The organism is Porphyromonas macacae DSM 20710 = JCM 13914, from assembly GCF_000379945.1.
Classification (GTDB): domain Bacteria; phylum Bacteroidota; class Bacteroidia; order Bacteroidales; family Porphyromonadaceae; genus Porphyromonas; species Porphyromonas macacae.
Genome location: NZ_KB904124.1, coordinates 44843 through 63779, shown reverse-complemented (window position 1 = coordinate 63779; position 18937 = coordinate 44843). Strand labels below are relative to the sequence as shown.

Here is an 18937-nt window from a genome sequence, read left to right as displayed (position 1 = left end):
ATACTTCATAATCTTCACAAGTTGATGAACGTACGTTTGGAACCCGGGTGGAAAGCCCTTTTGGAAACAGAGTTTACCCGTCCTTATTTCATTAATCTGACAGATAAAGTTCGACTGGAATATGCGACACATCCGCCCATCTACCCTCCGGGAGGGCAGATATTCAGGGCTTTGGATCTTTGTCCGCCCGGCAGCGTACGTGCTGTCATTCTGGGGCAGGATCCTTACCACGAACCGGGGCAGGCAGAAGGACTGGCTTTCTCTGTACCCGATGGCATTCCTGCACCTCCGAGTTTGCGCAATATCCTCCAAGAGGTAAACAGCGACTTAGGGCATCCCTCACAAATACGTTCCGGCAGCCTGCTCCCATGGGTAGAACAGGGTGTACTGCTGCTAAACGCCACACTTACGGTCAGAGGAGGCATGGCCGGTTCGCATCAGGGGATAGGTTGGGAAACCTTCACCGACCGTATTATCGAAATCATAAACCGGGAATGCCGGCATGTGGTCTTTATGCTTTGGGGAAGTTATGCACGCCGTAAAGGCGCCATGATAGATCATGCACGCCACTGTGTTCTGGAAGCCCCCCACCCTTCGCCCCTCAGTGCACATCGCGGTTTCTTCGGTTGTCGCCATTTCAGTCAAGCCAATGATTATCTGATCAAAAACGGGCTTCCTCCCATCCGCTGGTAACCGGCAAGAGAAATCCGGTGTTTGGAAGTGATGTTGTATCTTTATGATTTATAAAAATATAGGACTGCTGTTGACCGTCCTGTACGAGCATATTCATTGTTATGATGAACTGGGAGCAACTCTTATCCGAAAAACGGCTGGGGAAAAACGACGACAGCACGGATAAAAAACAAAATAAAGCACGTTCGGATTTCGAGCGAGACTATGACAGAATGGTCTTTTCGGCACCATTCCGGCGCCTGCAAAACAAAACACAGGTTTTTCCTCTGCCGGGCAATATCTTTGTGCATAACAGACTCACGCACAGCTTGGAAGTAAGCTGCCTGGGACGTTCGTTGGGCAATATCGTAAGCCGTACGCTTATGGAAAGGCACCCGCACAAAGTGTTCCCCTCATCCTCTGCCATCAGCAGCATCGTCAGCGCTGCCTGTCTGGCGCATGATATGGGTAACCCGCCTTTCGGACACAGCGGAGAACGTGCCATCGGGGCTTACTTTCGAGAAGGCAACGGCAAGCAATGGAAAGAGGCGGTCATAAGTGAAGGAGGCCGTTGGGAAGATTTCATCCATTTCGAAGGCAATGCAAATGCGCTGCGGCTACTTACGCACCGATTTTTGGGGCGCAGCCCCGGCGGATACGGGCTGACATACAGCACACTGGCAAGTATCGTCAAGTATCCGCACAGCAGTCTGCGAGCAGCAGACTATGGAGGCAAATTCGGTTTCTTCGCCACTGAAGAAAAGACCATGCAGGAAATAGCCCGGGAAGTGGGGTTGGTTCAGAAGAACAGACCGGATACTCCTCTGCACTTTGCACGCTATCCGCTGGTTTATCTGGTAGAGGCAGCCGATGATATCTGCTATCAGATTATGGACTTGGAGGATGCCTATAAGCTGCATATCATTTCTTTCGAAACAATTCAGGAACTGACGCTGAATTTCTTTGAAGAAAAAAAGCGGGATAAACTCTTGAAGGTCATGCAAGAGATCGAAGATACCAACGAAAAAGTGGCTTACCTGCGCTCCAAAGCGATCAATCTATTGGTAGAAGAAACGGCAGCTGTTTTCCTCGACAATGAAGAGAGAATCTTAGCGGGCAACTTCTCCGGAACGCTGATCGAACACTGTTCGCCCCGCACGCTGGAGGCTTATAAAGCCTGTTCGAAACTGGCATACAGCCAGATCTACCGGAGTCGCGAAGTCGTGGATGTAGAACTGGCAGGTCATCGCATCTTCCAATCGCTGATGGACAAGATGATGGATGCCCTCAGCCACCCGGACTATGCATACAGCAAAGCCGTGCTGAACCGCGTAAGTTCGCAGTACGACACCGGCAGACCCGATACCTACGGCAAAATACAGTGTACGCTGGACTTCGTTTCGGGTATGACGGATATCTATGCGTTAGACCTTTACAGGCGCATCACGGGCATGAACCTGCCCGCTATCTAAAACAGCAAGCGTTATTGATATATGAAAGCAAATAACCGGAAAAAAATCATCGTGGCCATAGACGGTCACAGTTCCTGCGGGAAAAGCACTATTGCCAAAGCTCTGGCAAGAAAGGTAAACTACATTTATGTAGACACAGGTGCCATGTATCGCGCCGTTACGCTCTACAGCCTCAGAAACCGCTTGTGGAAAGACGGGAAACCGGACGAAGCTTCTCTGGCAAAACACCTGAAAGAGATCAACATTACATTCCGACTGAACGAAGAGGGGCTGCCGGAAACTTACCTGAACGGGGAGAACGTAGAGAAAGAGATACGCGAGATGGAGGTATCCAGCCACGTAAGTCCCATCAGCACTCTGGCTTCGGTAAGAAGCTTTTTGGTGGAGCAACAGCAGGCCATGGGCAAACAGGGCGGCATCGTAATGGACGGGCGAGACATCGGCACCACCGTATTCCCGAACGCCGAACTCAAACTGTTTGTTACCGCTCGTCCCGAAATACGTGCAGACCGAAGGTTGAAAGAACTGCAGGGCAAAGGCAATACCCAGATAACCTTTGCGGAGGTTCTCAAAAACATCGAAGATCGGGATTACATAGACTCTCACCGTGAGGTTTCTCCACTGCGCCGGGCAGACGATGCTCTGGTACTGGACAACTCGGACATGACGCGTGAGGCTCAAAACGAATGGGTATTGGAGCTGTTCGAGAAAGCGAGAAGCTATTAAACATTTTGGCGTGATGGACGTTATTTTATTGAAAAGAAAAGAGAGAAACAATGTCCGCAATCATAGAGATAGACGAAAGTTCGGGCTTCTGCTTCGGCGTTATCAACGCAATCAATCATGCCGAGAAAGAGTTGGAAGGAAACGCTGATCCGCTTTACTGTCTGGGAGACATCGTGCATAACAACCTGGAGGTAAACCGCCTTGCCGCCAAAGGCATGCAGACGGTGGACTACGAAGGGCTGAAAAAACTGCACGGTGCCCGTGTGCTCTTCCGTGCGCACGGCGAACCGCCCGAAGTTTATAAATGGGCCGAAGAACGAAACCTCAAACTCGTGGATGCCACCTGCCCGGTAGTAAAGAAATTACAACAGAATATCCGTCGCTGCTATTTGGACACCCGGCACGAGAATGCTCAAATCGTGATTTACGGAAAACCGGGACATGCCGAAGTAAACGGTTTGATGGGACATACGGACGGTAATGCTATCGTGGTACGCGGAGCGGAAGACCTGCACCTGATAGACCCGGAGCGACCGGTGGTGCTGTTTTCACAGACCACCAAGCCGTTAGACGGTTTCAGCAAGCTCACCGAAGCCATACGGAAACACCTCAAAGAAGGTGTTCGCTTCGAATACAAAGACACCATTTGCCGGCAGGTATCGAACCGGATACCGCACATACGCCTGTTTGCTGCAGCGCATGATCTGGTTTACTTCGTGGCAGGAACGAAAAGTTCGAACGGCAAAGTGCTCTTCCAGCACTGCCACGAGGGCAATCCCCGCAGCATATTCATCTCTTCGCCCGAAGAGATAGAACTCTCCCAACTCTCGCCTGCACCGAAAACCATCGGGATATGCGGCGCCACAAGTACCCCGAAATGGCAGATGGAGCAAGTGGCACAAAAAATTAAGGAGTTGCTGCCGGACTCCATTATGTTGAACAGAAACGAAAACGAACAATGAGAGATACAGACCACATACTGGAAGCGATGCGAAAAAGGCGCAGCGTCAGAAAATTCACAGACGAAAAGTTGACGGCAGAGGAAGTACAGAGCCTTATGGAAGCAGCTCTGAGAGCACCGTCTTCGCGCAATAAACACACCACACAGTTCGTACTGGTGGAAGACTCCGAAACATTGAACAAACTAAGTTATATGCGCAGCCATGGCGTTTCCTTCATTGCCCGCGCTCCGCTGGCTATCGTTATTCTCGGTTCACCCATGGAGTGTGCCTTATGGAAAGAGGATGCCACACTGGCCGCCGCTTTTCTCCAGTTGGAAGCGGAAAGTCTCGGTCTGGGCAGCTGTTGGGGACACGTACATGAAAAAGTGACGGAAAACGGACAGGATTCGGCCGAATATGTCCGTCGCATTCTGGATATTCCCTATCAGTTGGAAGTACTCTGCGTGATTGCGGTAGGACACAAGGCGGAAGAACCGGAGCCCCATACCATCGAACAGTTACGATGGGAACAACTGCACATAGAGCGTTACAAGGTATCCGAAGAGAAAGAGCAATAACATGAATACAAAAACACCGTTGCGTATCTGCATCATCGGCTCGGGCAATGTAGCCACTCATTTTGCCCGTGCTTTCCACTGTGCAGGGCATTATATCGCACAAGTCTACAGCCGCAATGCAGACCATGCCCGCCGCCCGGCCGAAGAAACAGAAGCCGAAGCAATATCCGGCATGGAAGTTATCGACCGCACTTGCGATCTCTATCTGTTTTCCATCAAAGACGATGCTCTACCCTCTCTGGCTGCACAAATGCCGAGGACCTCAGGACTCTGGGTGCATACTGCGGGAAGTATTTCCATAGACATACTCACAGCACATCACGAGTGCAGCGGTGTTATTTATCCCTTACAAACACTCAGCCGTAGCCGGGATATAGATTTCTCCACCGTACCGTTATATATAGAGGGAAACACCCGGGAGACGGAAAAAGAACTCGTTGCTCTGGCATCGGAAATAAGCCGTTACGTATATGTCTGCAACAGTCTGCAAAGAGCTGCTCTGCACCTCTCGGCTGCTTTTGCCTGTAATTTTACGAACTACATGTACGACGTGGCAGAGCAGCTATTGGAAGAATACAATCTGCCGGCTCGTTCGCTGGAACCGCTGATTGCCGAAACGGCAACCAAATATGCGCACATGCGTGCCGTAGATGCACAAACGGGACCGGCAGCCCGGGGAGACCGGCAGACAATGGACAAACACCTGAAGTTGCTGGAAGATCATCCGGAACTGCAAACAATCTATCGAACCTTATCCGAAGCCATCGAAAAGCGACAAAACAATTATAAAAAAGAGAAACGACATGAGTAGTATCGCTTACGATCTAAGCAAAATCAAAGCTTTTATTTTGGATATGGACGGGGTAATCAGCTGTACCATCAGCCCTTTGGGTGCCGATGGCAACCCCATGCGCACGGTAAACGTCAAAGACGGTTATGCCATGCAGCACGCCGTAAAACACGGATATATCGTAGCTATTCTTTCAGGCGGACGCTCCCAGGCCATGGAGCTACGCGCCAAGCAGCTGGGGCTTCAGTATGTTTTTATGGGAGCACGGCACAAGATGGATAACCTGAAAGAGCTGATGGAGGAAACAGGACTGAAACCCGAAGAGATCTGTTACATAGGCGACGATCTGCCGGATGTGCCGGTCATGGAAGCCGTAGGGCTGGCAGTGGCTCCGGCCGATGCCGTGCCGGAAGCTAAAGAGGCGGCACAATACATTTCGCAATGTTATGGCGGGCACGGCGTAGTACGCGATGTGATCGAACAGACCATGCGTTGTCGCGGCGACTGGGGAACGGAAGTGGCATTCGGCTGGTAAACGCTGCAAACTTGGGTAAAGAAGCAAATCATGTGGGATAATCTGAAAGACTACCATATTATTTTAGGTTCTCAAAGTCCGAGACGCGTGCAACTGCTCGGAGGTTTGGGCATCGCTTTCGAACAATGCGCCATGCCGGAAATAGATGAAAGCTATCCCGAAAATCTTCCCTCGGAAGAAGTGGCGCTCTATATTGCGGAAAAAAAAGCAAAAGCATATGCCGGCCGGATGCAGGATAATACGCTGCTCATTACGGCAGATACGGTGGTAATCGACTCGAAAAACCGTATTCTGGGTAAACCCGCAGATCCGGCAGAAGCTAAAAGCATGTTGCAATGTTTGAGCGACAGTACCCACCGGGTCGTTACAGGCGTAGTAATCGCCACACCGGGGCACAGGGAGAAAATAAGCTGTGTTTCCAAAGTAACGTTCGGGGCTCTGACCGACGAGCAGATAGACTATTACCTGAGTAATTTTGCTCCTTTAGACAAAGCCGGGGCCTACGGGATACAAGAGTGGATCGGCTATGTAGCCATCAAACATATCGAAGGATCGTTCTACAACGTTATGGGCTTGCCTGTTTACCAAGTGGCTCATACTCTGATGCTTTTTTGATTTTTTGGGAAATCTTAGTATATTTGCAGCCCAAAGCGCACAATTCGCAATAACTTAAAACAATATATAAGCAATGAAAAGAACGTTTCAGCCCTCTAACAGAAAGAGAAAGAATAAACATGGCTTCCGTTCACGTATGGCTACGCCCAACGGACGCCGCGTATTAGCAAGCCGTCGCAGCAAAGGACGTGCTAAACTAACCGTTTCGGACGAATATTAATTTGAGTTAAATATCGGGGGCTGTAACCTTCCGGTATCAAGCGCACCCGCAAGGAGGACAAATTCTTCTTGCGGGTGCGCTTTTTATACAAATACCCATTTGGAGGAGCTGTTTCATCGAAAAGGAAAAGGGTATTCAAGTTTTCTTATCTTTGCATATATACATAAAACACCCGGGTTAAAAACCTTTTGCAGAGGATCCAAAGGCTTTTCGACCTCTTTCCGGGTTTTCTTTCCGCCTGGCATCTATGGAAGAACAATATATTGTTTCGGCGCGCAAGTACCGCCCCGACCGTTTCGACAACATTGTGGGGCAAGAAGCCCTCACGCATACGCTAAAAACGGCCATTCTAAGCCGTAAGATGGCCCATGCCTATCTCTTTTGCGGTCCGCGCGGGGTCGGGAAAACCACGGCAGCGCGCGTACTGGCGAAAACCATTAACTGCTTTAACCGCACAGCCGACGGCGAAGCATGCAACGAATGCGAAAGCTGCCGGGCTTTCAACGAACAGCGATCGCTCAACGTTTATGAGCTGGATGCTGCCTCCAACAATTCGGTGGAAGATATTCGCCAGCTAATCAGTGAAGTAAACATCCCTCCCGCTTTAGGCGACTATAAGGTCTATATCATCGACGAGGTGCATATGCTGTCTCAGGCGGCATTCAATGCTTTTCTGAAAACACTGGAAGAGCCGCCCGAACATGTGATCTTTATCCTTGCGACTACGGAAAAACATAAGATCCTGCCTACCATTCTGTCCCGCTGCCAGATCTACGACTTCCGCCGTATCACCGTTAACGATATTGTCAATCACCTTGCTTTCGTCGCTTGTGAAGAGCATATTCAGGCCGATACGGAGGCTCTGAACGTCATAGCAGAAAAAGCCGATGGCGGTATGCGCGATGCACTGAGCCTGTTCGACCGCATAGCGAGTTACAGCGGCGGGCACATCACTTACCGGCAGGTAATCGACAGCCTCAATATACTCGACTATACTTATTATTTCCGGTTGCTCGAACAGTTTTTACAGGGAGATTATGTAAGTATTCTGGCCACACTGGACGAACTCCTTTCCAAAGGGTTCGACGGACAGGTGATTATCAACGGGCTGGCCGCGTTCTTCCGTGACCTGATGGTGGCACAGCACCCCGGCACGGAACAACTGCTGGAAAAACCAGATTCTGTGGCCGCACAGTATAAACAGACTGCCACTGCATGTCCTGCCGTATTCCTCTACCGTGCCATCCGTCTGCTTACGGAGTGCGACCTCAACTATCGCCAAAGCTCGAATAAACGTCTACACATCGAGCTGTGCCTGATGCAGATAGCAGCCATTTACAATACCGAACTGAGTCAAATGCCTGCTGCCGGAGCAATCGCTCCGCAGCCTCAACGCCCCCCGGTAACGACTCGCCAAAAGACAACACCCGCGTCCGGACAAACCTCCGAGCACCTCTCCACTCCGGTTCCAACAACCTCTACCCCACCCGCAGCAAAGTCCGAAGCCGCAACTTCTTCTGCTCCTGACACAAAAGTTATTTCACAAACCGACGTAAAACCGCAGGCTCCCATGCAATCCGCACCCTCGGAGTCGATCCGGCAAATGCCCGAACCTCCTGCCGTACCGGCAGCTAAAACAACCAACGGGGGAAATGGCTCCAGACGCACAGGACGTCTATCCGTAACGGGCTGGAAAGCAGCCCGGGAAGAAGAGGCCTTAAAACAACAGGAACAGGCTCCGAAATTACCGGAGCAGCATGAGCCGGTGAAAGAGGAGGAAATGCAAAGGCTTTGGCTGCGTTTTGCACATCAGCATGTGCAAAAGGAGCAGACCCTGCTTATTATGGCCATGGAGCAGAATATTCCCACACTGACACAGGCCGAAAACGGTTTTCCCGTAGTGAAAATTCTTCTGCCCAACTTCGACATAGAAAACCGCCTGAAGGAGTATGCCGGACAGCTGCAATATTTCTTCTGCAAAGAACTTCGCAACAGCGATCTTACCCTAAGTATGGAAGTAGACCGTAGCGAACAGTCACGCATACCGGTTACGGGTCAGGAAAAAATGGATTTTCTGAAAGAAAAATCCCCGGCTTTCGGCAAACTGTGCGAAGGACTCGGTTTACAGCCCTATTAGCCTACATAAATATTTTTTATATTTGTGTGTTATCCTTGAATTCATTCAATTAATCCTTTCTATTTAATATGAAAAAATTTTTATTATTCGCTGCTGTTGCTCTCGGAACAATGAGCCTGACAGCACAAAAACCCGAAGAAAAAACGCAACCCGAAAGCAACAAGTTTACCGTGATTAAGGAGTGTAAAATTACTTCTGTTAAGAATCAGGCAAATTCCGGAACCTGTTGGAGCTACTCCGCCGGCAGTTTTCTGGAAAGTGAACTGCTTCGTATGGGCAAAGGCGAATATGACCTGAGCGAAATGTTTACCGTGGCACACAGCTATCTTGATAAAGGTGAAAAATTTGTACGCCTGCACGGTCAGATCAACTACGCACAAGGCGGCTCTTTCTATGACGTTCTTTATGTGCTGAAGCATTACGGAGCTGTACCTCAGGAGGTTTATCAAGGCCTGAACTATGGTACGGACAAAAATATGTTCGGTGAATTGGACAGCGGTTCCAAAGCGTTTCTGAATGCTATCATAAAGAACCCTAACGGCAAATTGAGCACTGCCTGGAAACCAGCACACCGTGCCATCATCGAGGCTTATCTGGGTAAAATTCCTGAAAACTTTACCTATAAAGGCAAAAACTATACTCCGAAGTCTTTCGCCAATATGCTGGGTTTGAATGCCGATGATTACATCTCTATTACTTCTTTCACACACCATCCGTTCTACAGCCGGTTCGTACTGGAAATCGAAGACAACTGGCGTTGGGCGAAAAGTTATAATATCCCCATCGAAGAGATGATGGCCGTAATCGAAAATGCAATCGACAAAGGCTTCACCGTGGCATGGGGGACGGATGTCAGCGAAGATGGCTTTACACGCAATGGTGTAGGCGTACTGACGGATGCAGCCACCATAGAGACCAAAGGCTCCGATCAGGCTCGCTGGGTAGGTCTGAGCCATGCGGATAAACGTGCAGAAATCGCCCGCATGGTGCAATCTCCGACCTGTCCCGAAATCAATCCGACACAAGAATACCGTCAAAAAAGCTATGACAACTGGACACTGACCGACGACCACGGTATGGAAATATACGGTTTGGCCAAAAACCAGGCCGGTAAGAAGTTCTTCATGGTGAAAAACTCATGGGGCGAAACAGGGGCTTACAAAGGTATCTGGTATGCTTCCTGGAACTTTGTGGCCGGACGTACCATGAATATCGTAGTGCATAAAGATGCCATACCGGCTGCTATCGCCAAAAAGATGGGTATTAAGAAATAATTTTCGAGCCATAAATATAAATCTACGAAACAGATTGATTATAGAGCAGAGGGTGGCCCCAAGGGGTTCACCCTCTTTTATTCTGTGCGAATGGAAGGTAACCCTTACTTTTTTAATATCTTTACCAAAGAGAAAACGAAGACTTAATATGGAAAATGAATTTTTGCAGTTGGAAGAAGACATCGTTACGATGCTCAAAACTGTATATGATCCGGAAATTCCCGTTAACATATTCGATTTAGGATTGATTTATAAAGTGGAAGTCGGCGAAAACGGCGAAGCGAATATCACCATGACCCTGACGGCGCCGAACTGTCCGGCTGCAGACTTTATCGTCGAAGACGTCAAAATAAAGGTCGAAAGCGTACGAGGCATTAAGAAATGCCATGTGGATATCACTTTCGAACCGGAGTGGAACCAGGATATGATGAGCGAAGAAGCCAAGCTGGAACTGGGCTTCCTGTAAATTTCTACACAAAATTGGAAACAAACAGCGGAATACCTGCACGCACCCGTATCTATTTTACCAGCGATGCACATCTGGGTTCGGCTTTTCATGAAGATCCGCGTGGTGTGGAGCGCTGCCTCTGTCGCTGGCTGGAGCATATCAAACAGGATGCCATAGCTCTCTATCTGTTGGGGGATATGTTTGACTACTGGTATGAATACCACAGCGTTGTGCCACGCGGTTTCACGCGCTTTCTGGGCAAGCTGGCAGAGCTGAACGATGCGGGGGTGGAGATCCATTTCTTTACCGGAAATCACGATATATGGATACGCGATTATTTGCAAAAAGAGGTGGGAGCCATTGTCCACCGCAATGCGTGCGAAGTAAAATTGCTGGGCAAAACTTTCCGCCTGTCTCATGGAGACGAAGAGTACCGCACGGAGAGTTTTTCCTACAATCTTATCTACAAGGCCTTCCGGAATCCTGTTCTCAAAACTCTGTTCAGCGCCATTCATCCGCGCTGGACGGTGGGCTTCGCCCATAGCTGGAGCCTCCATAGCCGTAAGCAAGGACTGAAACGGCAGACGGAAGGCCGGATACCTCATGCTTATAAAAACGAATACTTTGAGGTGGAGAAAGAGCCGCTCGTGCTCTATGCAAAAAGATATAGCGAGCAACATCCCGAAGTCGAATTCTTCATCTTCGGACACAGGCATCTGTTTTTAGACCTGGCGATGCGGAGCGATAAGAGAGTCATCATCCTTGGCGACTGGATCCGCTATAACAGTTATGCCGTCTGGGACGGCCAAAACCTCCTCCTCGACCAGTGGGAGCCCCGCCCATTCTGACGTATCTGCAAGGTGCTGTGCCAAAGATGAATTTTGTCACAGCCGCAGAAAACAAAATCTATTTGTCGGATTATAAATTTTCTTATTTCATATACATAAGCAACTCTTCATGTATATGATTCTTCCCTCCCATGTATACGACAAAGAGATCGTATAAAAGAATCTCCATTTCGGCATACACAGGTAACTTCTTGATATGCAAATGCTTTAAATGTTTGCAAAGAGCAAAACCTGTTCTTGGGAAGAGTATTCCCGACAGAAATCTTTTTTTCAAATCCTGTCTGAACAGAGACCGTTTGTTTTTCTGCCTTTTTATTCAGTAATCGAGGTGTTTGGGAGTATTGGCAATTTTGCGGGTAACCTCTGCCGGACTTCCTTTGGCTATGGTATCTGCCGGTATGTCATGAGCAACCACGCTGCCTGCACCGATAATGGCACGATCTCCGATGGTTACGCCGGGCAGTATGGTACATCCTCCGCCAATCCAGACATCATGCCCCACAGTGATGGGGCGACCGCGCTCCACACCCATACGGCGCATATCTGCCTCTATCGGGTGCGATACGGAGTAAAAACTTACATTCGGTCCTATCAGTACGTTGTCTCCTATACGTATAGGCGCACTGTCCAGCATCGTTATATTATGATTGCCAAATGTATTCTTTCCGATAAAAATATTGTATCCGTAGTCGCAGGTAAACGGTTGCAAGATATGCGAACCCTCGCCCACGGCACCGCAAAGCTCGTGCAGCAACCGGCTCATCGCTTCCCTGTCGTCCGGCTCCAACGCATTGTAGCGGCGCATCATTTTTTTTGCCCGCATAAGCTCGGCATACAATTCGCTATCCAGCGGGTTATACCACAGTCCGCTTTCTTTCTTTTCTTTTTCCGTCATGGTGATTTCCTCTCGTGGGCTTTGTTTATTTTATAAAGGTACGGAATAATGCAGAAAGCGAGAAGATTACGGTCAAGGACACAGTGTGTCATCATGCGAAAAATACAGCGTTGTGCTACATTCGCCTTCGGTCAGGTACCTCAGCTCTCTTCAGCCTCATTCTCAGCACCTTTTACTTTATGCATTCTGACGATACTAAAAGGGGCTGTGCCAAATAAATTTTGACACAACCCCATTATGATACTGTTTTTTTACAGCGACAGAATTACATCATGCCGCCCATACCGCCGCCCATGGCTCCTGCCATAGCAGCCGCCTTGGCAGCTTCGGCTTCAGGGTTCTTTTTCTCGGCTACCACACACTCCGTAGTCAGGAACATACCGGCAATAGAAGCGGCATTTTCCAATGCTACACGAGTAACCTTGGCCGGGTCGATAACGCCGGATTCATAGAGGTTCTCGAATTTATCCGAACGGGCATTGTAACCGAAGTCTTCTTTGCCGTCTTTTACCTTCTGAACGACTACCGCACCCTCCTTGCCCGCATTGGCAACGATCTGGCGCAATGGCTCTTCGATGGCACGTTTGATAATTTCGATACCGGTATTCTCATCTTCGGTTTCACCTTTAATACCGTTCAGCGCTTCAATAGCACGGATATAGGCCGTACCACCGCCCGGCACCGTGCCTTCTTCGATAGCAGCACGCGTTGCACTAAGGGCATCGTCCACGCGATCTTTCTTCTCCTTCATCTCCACTTCACTGGCAGCACCCACGTACAGCACAGCTACACCGCCGGCCAGCTTGGCCAGACGCTCTTGCAGCTTTTCACGGTCGTAGTCGCTGGTGGTAGAGGCTATTTGCGCTTTGATCTGAGTCACGCGATCTTCAATGGCTTTCTTGTCGCCGGCTCCGTTTACGATAGTCGTGTTATCCTTGTCCACGGTTACCTTTTCGGCTGTACCCAGCATATCCATTGTAGCGTTTTCGAGCTTCAATCCTACTTCTTCACTGATCACGGTACCTCCGGTCAGGATAGCAATATCTTCCAGCATGGCCTTTCTGCGGTCACCGAAGCCCGGAGCCTTAACGGCACAAATCTTGAGACTGCCGCGCAGACGGTTCACCACGAGCGTAGCCAGAGCCTCGCTGTCGATATCCTCTGCAACGATCAGCATAGGGCGTCCTGTCTGTACTACCTGCTCCAGTATTTGAAGCATATCTTTGAGTACGGAAATCTTCTTGTCGTAAATCAGGATATAAGGATTTTCGAGTTGCGCTTCCATCTTCTCCGTATTGGTTACGAAGTAAGGAGAAATGTAACCGCGATCGAACTGCATACCCTCCACAACGTCTACCGTTGTTTCGGTTCCCTTGGCTTCTTCTACGGTGATTACCCCTTCTTTTTTCACCTTGCGCATTGCTTCGGCAATCAGTTTACCGATATTCTCGTCGCCATTTGCGGAAATTTTGGCTACGTGCTCTATTTTGCCGAGGTCGTCGCCAACAGCCTGAGACTGTTGTTTGATACTTTTAACCACAGCTTCCACAGCCTTATCGATACCACGTTTCAAGTCCATGGGGTTGGCTCCTGCCGTTACGTTTTTCAAACCTACACCAATGATGCTTTGAGCCAGAATGGTAGCCGTAGTCGTACCGTCACCGGCATCATCGTTCGTTTTGGAAGCCACCTCTTTAACCAGCTGTGCGCCCATGTTCTGATAGGGGCACTCCAGTTCGATTTCTTTTGCTACGGTTACACCGTCTTTGGTAATGTGCGGAGCTCCGTACGATTTGGATAAAATAACGTTGCGACCTTTAGGGCCTAATGTCACTTTAACGGCATTTGCCAGTTCGTCCACGCCTTTTTTGAGGAGGTCGCGGGCTTCGATATTGAATTTAATTTCTTTAGCCATGTCTTTATTGCTTATATCTTTATTGCTTATATATAATTGTCATTCTTAAATAATAGCGAGAATGTCGCTTTGACGCATAATCAAGTATTTTTCACCTTCGAGTTCGATTTCGGTGCCGGCATATTTGCCATAAAGAACGGTGTCATCACATTTAACCACCATCTCTTCATCTTTCGTTCCGTTGCCTACGGCAATAACGGTTCCTTTGAGCGGTTTTTCCTTTGCTGAATCCGGAATAATGATACCGCTTACGGTTTTTTCTTCTGCAAGAGCCGGCTTAATGAGCACGCGGTCTGCCAACGGTTTAATGTTCATAACGAGTTAAATTTTATTTGTTAATTGTTTGTTGCTAAACAAAAGAGTTTCGGAAAAATCGAGTTTCGCCCGGTAAATCCTCCGTTGCTCTGAAAACGAAGTGCAAGAGTTGTGCCATTGGTTAAAAACAGAACCGAGAGCAACAGTCTACTGACAAGTTGTCAAAAAAATATTCGTGTGATTTTTTTTCGTCGATGTTTATTTTCCGAATGTGCCATTTTGGCGTATGAATAATCCTTTTCAAATTTCAAAAGAAGCATCCGAAAATGAATGGCTAAAAACCAATATCCGTAAGAAAGAAAGAGATGCCGATAGAGGCGAAAAAGTTGCAATTTTGGCATTGAAAATTCTTAACGCAATGAATTTTTATTCTTTGCCTGACGGATTTTCAACGAAGTTAACTTGGATTTTTATTTTCCTTAACAAGAATTTCGAGCCTTCAGGCAACGTTTTTCCGGCACCGGAAAGAAGGCGGTTGCCAGTCGTTCGAATATCCTGTAACAGACCCTGTTCTCCGAATGGTATTGAAAAGAGTCACAACCAAGCATTATCTCATAACGGCACTCCCCGCATTCAGGATTTTCCTTGAATACGGGGAGTGTCGTTTGTTTCTATTAAAGCGATATGGTCTTTCGTCTACTCATCGAGCAAAGACTCATCCTCACCCACCTCTTCGCGCAGCATGGCCAGCGCTTCGTCTTCGGCACGGTGCATCACCGCTTCGTCTTCGTCGGTCTCATCTTTCAGACCGCAGAGATGCAGGATGCCGTGTATAATCACACGGTGCAACTCCTCATCATAGTTCAAATCGTACTGGTCGGCATTAGAGCGGACAGTGTCCACACTGATCATGATATCGCCCGCAATTACATTGTCTTTGGTTTCGTCGAAAGTAATAATGTCCGTATAATAGTCATGATCGAGAAAATCCTGATTGGTCTGGAGTATCCGGTCATCATTGACAAACTGGTAGCATATATCCCCGACTTCTTTCTGATAGCGCTCCGCCACGTCTTCGATCCATCGACGTACCGTGCGCTTGCGTAATCGGGGCAAATCTACATCATCAGCATAAAATGCAATCATCTTGTGTTACAAATATTTGGTAATGACCTCAAAGTTAATTTTTTCTTTGATTTATTGCTATAATTTTAAGAAAACAGCTTCTTTTTCAGCCGGAATGTCAATTGGCGAAAAAGAGATAAGTAACGAAAACGGCTGTCACGGCACCGGCCAAATCGGCCAAAAGGGAGTAACTGACGGTATAGCGGCTGTCACGTACTTTTACTGCGCCAAAATAAAGAGCCACCACATAGAGCGTGGTATCCGTAGCGCCCTGCACGGTACAGCACATTCTGCCCACAAAGCTGTCGGCACCGTAAGTCTGCATGGCATCCACCATCAGTCCGCGTGCTCCGCTGCCGCTGAGCGGTTTCATAAGCATGGTAGGCAAGGCCTCCACAAACTGCGTGTCCACCCCGAACAAGGATATGCCTTTACGCAGACCTTCGATAAGCAAATCCATGGCTCCGCAAGCCCGGAAAACGCCAATACCGACCAAAATGGCAATCAGGTAAGGAACAATGGTAATGGCTGTGGTAAAACCTTCCTTGGCTCCGTCTATAAAAGCATCGTAGACATTGATGCGCGCTCGCATACCGCTAACGATAAAGAGACACATGATACTGAAAAGAATAACAGCCGAGACGCCGGTACTGAGGCTTCTGAACAGATGCGGAGGCAGTGCACGGGCTCCCCAAACGACGATGCCGATAAGAGCCACAAAACTGAGAATAAAGAGCAGCAGGGGACGCTGTAAGAAGTTTATGCGCTGCTTGAAACCGATACAGAGCACAGCCACCAAAGTAGACACAGCGGTAGCGATCAGGATGGGCAGAAAAATATCCGCAGGATTGGCGGCTCCGGCCTGCATGCGGTAAGCGATGATACTTGTGGGAATAATGGTCAGCCCGCTGGCATTGATGGCCAAAAACATAATCATGGCATCGGTAGCCCTCTCTTTCTGTGCATTCAACTCCTGAAGGCTCTCCATCGTCTTGATGCCGAGCGGCGTAGCTGCATTATCGAGCCCCAGAATGTTTGCAGCAAAATTCATGAAGATATTTCCGAGAGCCGGATGATCCCTGGGTACAGAGGGAAACAGACGGCTGAGCACGGGCGAAGACCAGCCGGCAATACGCCCCATGAGCCCGCTACGCTCGGCAATACGCATAAAACCGAGCCATAAACAGAGTACACCGGTAAGATAAAGCGAAATTTCAAAGCCGTTCTTCGCCTGGTCGAAAGTACTCTGCACGATGGCCTCGAACACGGATAACTGCCCGGTGAGCAACAAATCGACGACTCCCATAACGAGAGCAATCAAAAAGAACGATATAAAAATGTAATTGAGCACCATAGGCGAAAAAATTCTGCTACATCACTCTTATTTTACGCGGATAAATCAGTAAACAATCAAATCTTCGTGATCCGTAATGACACCGGAACCCATGCGTAAAACCTTGAAAGGAACAGCCGTACAATCCAGAACGGTGGACGGGGCATACTCCGCAATGCCGCCATCGACAATGAAATTGACCTGATGCCCGTAACGCTCCTGAATGAGTTCGGGGTCGCTGGCATATTCGGGGTTTTCCTCATCTTTGGGCAGGGAACTGGTCATGAGCGGCGTACCCAACTCGTTGATAATCAGTTTAGCCACAGGATGAAAAGCCAGACGGGCACCCACTTCCTTGCGGTTCTTAAAGGCTTTGGGCAGTGTGCTTGCAGCCGGCAGGATATAAGTGAAGAAACCTTCGTGGTGTTTCTTGATGAACTTAAACGTATCGTTATTGATCTTGCAATAAGACGAAACATCGCTCATATTTTCAAAGAGTACGGCCAGCGACTTTCTTTTGATGTCTATGTTTTTGAGCCGGCATATCTGCTCCACCGACCGCTGCTGCATGGCATCGCAGCCGTAAGCATAGCCCGTGCCGGTGGGAAAGATGATGACTTCGCCGTCTCTCAGAGCGTCGACAACGCGCATAACTTCTCTGTAATTGGGGCTGTCGGCATAAAGTTTAATGAGTTCTCCGTTCATAACCTGTGTATCGTGTCTTTGGGGATTTCTGTAAAATAGGGCGACAGCCTGATGCTGTCTTCCCGGGTAAATTCATCCAGCCGCATCAGCCGCTGCCAACTCCGTATACGGCCTTCGCGACGGATAACTTTCTTAATGGCATCGCGCTGTGCCCAACTAAGATACGGATGTTCCGGCAATTCATCGGCATTCAACTCGCAGAGCGGATAACGGACGGGGCCGGTGGATACCCTGAAATAAGGTTTAACGGCAAGATAACGGTCGTAATCCATGCCATAAACCTCTTGCAGCTGCATAACGGTATAAAAGCCTCCCAGACGTTCTCTAAGACGCACGATGCGACGGGCAAAAGCGGCTCCGATACCCGGCACACGAGTCAACAAGGCGCTGTCTGCCGTATTGATATCCACCATACTGCCGGACTTGAGTTTTTGCACGGAAGAAGTTTTCAGATGTACAGGAGGACCCACATAGTGTTCATCGGTGATTATGGTATCTTTCCGCTGTTTTGTGTGCAGTTCGGGATGCTTCTCCGGGGTAACAGCCACCGGTTTCAAATTCTTTTGAAAGTCTGTAAGCGTATCGGTCGGGGCTGCCATGAGGCCTGCCGTTCCTGTTTTTCCGGACGGCATAAGCAACATAAAGCAGAGAGAAACCAGCAAAAGGGTAATCAAAAGAAGTACCAAACGCTCGCTTCTGCCTATTGTAAACCAGTTTTCCCGCATAATCTTACCTCCCGGCCATACGCCTAAAATACCGGCCTCTCACCTTCCCTAAGAGTATTCTGTTCGATAAGACCGTCCCGCATACGTACTTTACGATCCGTACCGGCAGCCAATGTTTCATCGTGGGTGACGATAACGAACGTTTGCCCCAGACTATCGCGCAGCTCAAAGAAAAGATTATGCAATTCGGCTTTATTGGCAGTATCCAGACTACCGCTGGGTTCATCGGCCAGCACCACGGCCGGCTGATTGATCAATGCTCTGGCTACGGCCACCCGCTGGCACTCTCCCCCGCTCAGTTCGGCCGGTTTATGGTAGAGACGGTCACCCAGTTTCAGCATATCCAGCAGCTCTTTGGCCATATTTCCGGCCTTGTGACGGCCGATACCGGCAATAAAGGCGGGAATCATAACATTCTCCAAAGCGGTAAATTCGGGTAAAAGCCTGTGTGCCTGAAAAATAAAACCGATCTGTTTATTACGCACCTGACACTGTGCCGAGAGGCTCATCTGCGTTACCGGCCTTCCGTCGATAATCACTTCCCCACCCTTATCCGGCTGCTCGAGCGTACCCATGATTTGCAGAAGCGTGCTTTTACCGGCCCCGCTGGCTCCGACAATGGAAACGATCTCGCCCCGGCTTACAGTCAGATCGATGCCTTTGAGCACTTCCAGCGTGCCGAAGGTCTTATGAATATTTCTTACCGCTATAATCTCTTTACTCATATT

General features: G+C 48.9%; 22 protein-coding genes. 14 read left to right on the top strand and 8 right to left on the bottom strand.

The features are described 5' to 3' along the window. Positions 1–21 precede the first annotated feature (21 nt). From ung to A3GI_RS0100255, 13 genes are all read left to right on the top strand, one after another. The gene (ung, locus tag A3GI_RS0100315; protein WP_172458771.1) at positions 22–693 is read left to right on the top strand and encodes a uracil-DNA glycosylase; all 672 of its coding nucleotides are present in this window, start codon (positions 22–24) and stop codon (positions 691–693) included. Positions 694–797: 104 nt separating this feature from the next. Next, complete coding sequence (gene dgt / locus A3GI_RS0100310; RefSeq protein WP_018359477.1) at positions 798–2144, top strand: dGTP triphosphohydrolase; 1347 nt, start codon at positions 798–800, stop codon at positions 2142–2144. A 21-nt stretch (positions 2145–2165) separates the two neighbouring features. Further along, complete coding sequence (gene cmk / locus A3GI_RS0100305; protein WP_018359476.1) at positions 2166–2870, top strand: (d)CMP kinase; 705 nt, start codon at positions 2166–2168, stop codon at positions 2868–2870. A gap of 50 nt (positions 2871–2920) precedes the next feature. After that, positions 2921–3832, top strand: coding sequence for a 4-hydroxy-3-methylbut-2-enyl diphosphate reductase (locus tag A3GI_RS0100300; protein ID WP_018359475.1), 912 nt, complete (start codon positions 2921–2923; stop codon positions 3830–3832). Beyond that, positions 3829–4389, top strand: a complete 561-nt coding sequence (locus tag A3GI_RS0100295; protein ID WP_018359474.1) for a nitroreductase family protein — start codon at positions 3829–3831, stop codon at positions 4387–4389. Before A3GI_RS0100300 ends, A3GI_RS0100295 begins: the two co-directional genes overlap by 4 nt. A gap of 1 nt (position 4390) precedes the next feature. Then, positions 4391–5200 carry a Rossmann-like and DUF2520 domain-containing protein gene (locus A3GI_RS10135; RefSeq protein ID WP_018359473.1) on the top strand — a complete coding sequence of 270 codons (810 nt, stop codon included), beginning with the start codon at positions 4391–4393 and terminating at the stop codon, positions 5198–5200. After that, entirely contained in the window at positions 5193–5714 is a 522-nt protein-coding gene (locus A3GI_RS0100285; protein WP_018359472.1) for a KdsC family phosphatase, read from the top strand. The genes A3GI_RS10135 and A3GI_RS0100285 overlap by 8 nt, the downstream gene beginning before the upstream one ends. A gap of 30 nt (positions 5715–5744) precedes the next feature. Then, positions 5745–6329 carry a Maf family nucleotide pyrophosphatase gene (locus A3GI_RS0100280; protein ID WP_018359471.1) on the top strand — a complete coding sequence of 195 codons (585 nt, stop codon included), beginning with the start codon at positions 5745–5747 and terminating at the stop codon, positions 6327–6329. Between the two features lie 73 nt (positions 6330–6402). Beyond that, positions 6403–6549 carry a 50S ribosomal protein L34 gene (gene rpmH, locus A3GI_RS10130; RefSeq protein WP_018359470.1) on the top strand — a complete coding sequence of 49 codons (147 nt, stop codon included), beginning with the start codon at positions 6403–6405 and terminating at the stop codon, positions 6547–6549. Positions 6550–6796: 247 nt separating this feature from the next. Next, positions 6797–8686 (top strand): DNA polymerase III subunit gamma/tau, encoded by a 1890-nt coding sequence (locus tag A3GI_RS0100270; RefSeq protein WP_018359468.1) that lies wholly within the window; start codon positions 6797–6799, stop codon positions 8684–8686. A gap of 68 nt (positions 8687–8754) precedes the next feature. Further along, the gene (locus tag A3GI_RS0100265; protein ID WP_026215812.1) at positions 8755–9960 is read left to right on the top strand and encodes a C1 family peptidase; all 1206 of its coding nucleotides are present in this window, start codon (positions 8755–8757) and stop codon (positions 9958–9960) included. Positions 9961–10108: 148 nt separating this feature from the next. Continuing rightward, positions 10109–10426 carry a metal-sulfur cluster assembly factor gene (locus A3GI_RS0100260; protein ID WP_018359466.1) on the top strand — a complete coding sequence of 106 codons (318 nt, stop codon included), beginning with the start codon at positions 10109–10111 and terminating at the stop codon, positions 10424–10426. A gap of 14 nt (positions 10427–10440) precedes the next feature. Next, the gene (locus tag A3GI_RS0100255; protein ID WP_018359465.1) at positions 10441–11256 is read left to right on the top strand and encodes a UDP-2,3-diacylglucosamine diphosphatase; all 816 of its coding nucleotides are present in this window, start codon (positions 10441–10443) and stop codon (positions 11254–11256) included. A gap of 316 nt (positions 11257–11572) precedes the next feature. On the opposite strand, the gene A3GI_RS0100245 is transcribed toward A3GI_RS0100255, so the two are convergent. The 3 genes from A3GI_RS0100245 to A3GI_RS0100235 form a co-directional block, all read right to left on the bottom strand. Then, entirely contained in the window at positions 11573–12151 is a 579-nt protein-coding gene (locus A3GI_RS0100245) for a sugar O-acetyltransferase (protein WP_018359463.1), read from the bottom strand. A 265-nt stretch (positions 12152–12416) separates the two neighbouring features. After that, complete coding sequence (gene groL / locus A3GI_RS0100240; protein ID WP_018359461.1) at positions 12417–14066, bottom strand: chaperonin GroEL; 1650 nt, start codon at positions 14064–14066, stop codon at positions 12417–12419. A gap of 45 nt (positions 14067–14111) precedes the next feature. Beyond that, positions 14112–14381, bottom strand: coding sequence for a co-chaperone GroES (locus tag A3GI_RS0100235; RefSeq protein ID WP_018359460.1), 270 nt, complete (start codon positions 14379–14381; stop codon positions 14112–14114). A 226-nt stretch (positions 14382–14607) separates the two neighbouring features. Here A3GI_RS0100235 and A3GI_RS0100230 point away from each other — a divergent pair, with 226 nt between their 5' ends. After that, positions 14608–14970: a hypothetical protein gene (locus A3GI_RS0100230; RefSeq protein WP_018359459.1), complete on the top strand. Its 363-nt coding sequence runs from the start codon at positions 14608–14610 to the stop codon at positions 14968–14970. Positions 14971–15017: 47 nt separating this feature from the next. Here A3GI_RS0100230 and ybeY read toward each other — a convergent pair whose 3' ends face one another. From ybeY to A3GI_RS0100205, 5 genes are all read right to left on the bottom strand, one after another. Then, the gene (ybeY, locus tag A3GI_RS0100225) at positions 15018–15467 is read right to left on the bottom strand and encodes an rRNA maturation RNase YbeY (RefSeq protein WP_018359458.1); all 450 of its coding nucleotides are present in this window, start codon (positions 15465–15467) and stop codon (positions 15018–15020) included. Between the two features lie 97 nt (positions 15468–15564). Next, a complete protein-coding gene (locus tag A3GI_RS0100220; RefSeq protein WP_018359457.1) occupies positions 15565–16800 on the bottom strand; it encodes a nucleoside recognition domain-containing protein in 1236 nt (411 codons plus the stop codon). A gap of 45 nt (positions 16801–16845) precedes the next feature. Beyond that, positions 16846–17484, bottom strand: a complete 639-nt coding sequence (locus A3GI_RS0100215; RefSeq protein WP_018359456.1) for an L-threonylcarbamoyladenylate synthase — start codon at positions 17482–17484, stop codon at positions 16846–16848. Next, the gene (locus A3GI_RS0100210) at positions 17481–18209 is read right to left on the bottom strand and encodes a ComEA family DNA-binding protein (RefSeq protein ID WP_018359455.1); all 729 of its coding nucleotides are present in this window, start codon (positions 18207–18209) and stop codon (positions 17481–17483) included. The genes A3GI_RS0100215 and A3GI_RS0100210 overlap by 4 nt, the downstream gene beginning before the upstream one ends. 23 nt (positions 18210–18232) lie before the next feature. Then, complete coding sequence (locus A3GI_RS0100205; RefSeq protein WP_018359454.1) at positions 18233–18934, bottom strand: ABC transporter ATP-binding protein; 702 nt, start codon at positions 18932–18934, stop codon at positions 18233–18235. Positions 18935–18937 lie beyond the last annotated feature (3 nt).

Excerpts from the sequence above, each read along its gene's own strand:
- dgt (WP_018359477.1), top strand. The coding sequence starts at position 798 with ATGAACTGGGAGCAACTCTTATCCGAAAAACGGCTGGGGAAAAACGAC.
- cmk (WP_018359476.1), top strand. The coding sequence starts at position 2,166 with ATGAAAGCAAATAACCGGAAAAAAATCATCGTGGCCATAGACGGTCAC.
- A3GI_RS0100300 (WP_018359475.1), top strand. The coding sequence starts at position 2,921 with ATGTCCGCAATCATAGAGATAGACGAAAGTTCGGGCTTCTGCTTCGGC.
- A3GI_RS0100295 (WP_018359474.1), top strand. The coding sequence starts at position 3,829 with ATGAGAGATACAGACCACATACTGGAAGCGATGCGAAAAAGGCGCAGC.
- A3GI_RS10135 (WP_018359473.1), top strand. The coding sequence starts at position 4,391 with ATGAATACAAAAACACCGTTGCGTATCTGCATCATCGGCTCGGGCAAT.
- A3GI_RS0100285 (WP_018359472.1), top strand. The coding sequence starts at position 5,193 with ATGAGTAGTATCGCTTACGATCTAAGCAAAATCAAAGCTTTTATTTTG.
- A3GI_RS0100280 (WP_018359471.1), top strand. The coding sequence starts at position 5,745 with ATGTGGGATAATCTGAAAGACTACCATATTATTTTAGGTTCTCAAAGT.
- rpmH (WP_018359470.1), top strand. The coding sequence starts at position 6,403 with ATGAAAAGAACGTTTCAGCCCTCTAACAGAAAGAGAAAGAATAAACAT.
- A3GI_RS0100270 (WP_018359468.1), top strand. The coding sequence starts at position 6,797 with ATGGAAGAACAATATATTGTTTCGGCGCGCAAGTACCGCCCCGACCGT.
- A3GI_RS0100265 (WP_026215812.1), top strand. The coding sequence starts at position 8,755 with ATGAAAAAATTTTTATTATTCGCTGCTGTTGCTCTCGGAACAATGAGC.
- A3GI_RS0100260 (WP_018359466.1), top strand. The coding sequence starts at position 10,109 with ATGGAAAATGAATTTTTGCAGTTGGAAGAAGACATCGTTACGATGCTC.
- A3GI_RS0100245 (WP_018359463.1), bottom strand. The coding sequence starts at position 12,151 with ATGACGGAAAAAGAAAAGAAAGAAAGCGGACTGTGGTATAACCCGCTG.
- groL (WP_018359461.1), bottom strand. The coding sequence starts at position 14,066 with ATGGCTAAAGAAATTAAATTCAATATCGAAGCCCGCGACCTCCTCAAA.
- A3GI_RS0100235 (WP_018359460.1), bottom strand. The coding sequence starts at position 14,381 with ATGAACATTAAACCGTTGGCAGACCGCGTGCTCATTAAGCCGGCTCTT.
- A3GI_RS0100230 (WP_018359459.1), top strand. The coding sequence starts at position 14,608 with ATGAATAATCCTTTTCAAATTTCAAAAGAAGCATCCGAAAATGAATGG.
- ybeY (WP_018359458.1), bottom strand. The coding sequence starts at position 15,467 with ATGATTGCATTTTATGCTGATGATGTAGATTTGCCCCGATTACGCAAG.
- A3GI_RS0100220 (WP_018359457.1), bottom strand. The coding sequence starts at position 16,800 with ATGGTGCTCAATTACATTTTTATATCGTTCTTTTTGATTGCTCTCGTT.
- A3GI_RS0100215 (WP_018359456.1), bottom strand. The coding sequence starts at position 17,484 with ATGAACGGAGAACTCATTAAACTTTATGCCGACAGCCCCAATTACAGA.
- A3GI_RS0100210 (WP_018359455.1), bottom strand. The coding sequence starts at position 18,209 with ATGCGGGAAAACTGGTTTACAATAGGCAGAAGCGAGCGTTTGGTACTT.
- A3GI_RS0100205 (WP_018359454.1), bottom strand. The coding sequence starts at position 18,934 with ATGAGTAAAGAGATTATAGCGGTAAGAAATATTCATAAGACCTTCGGC.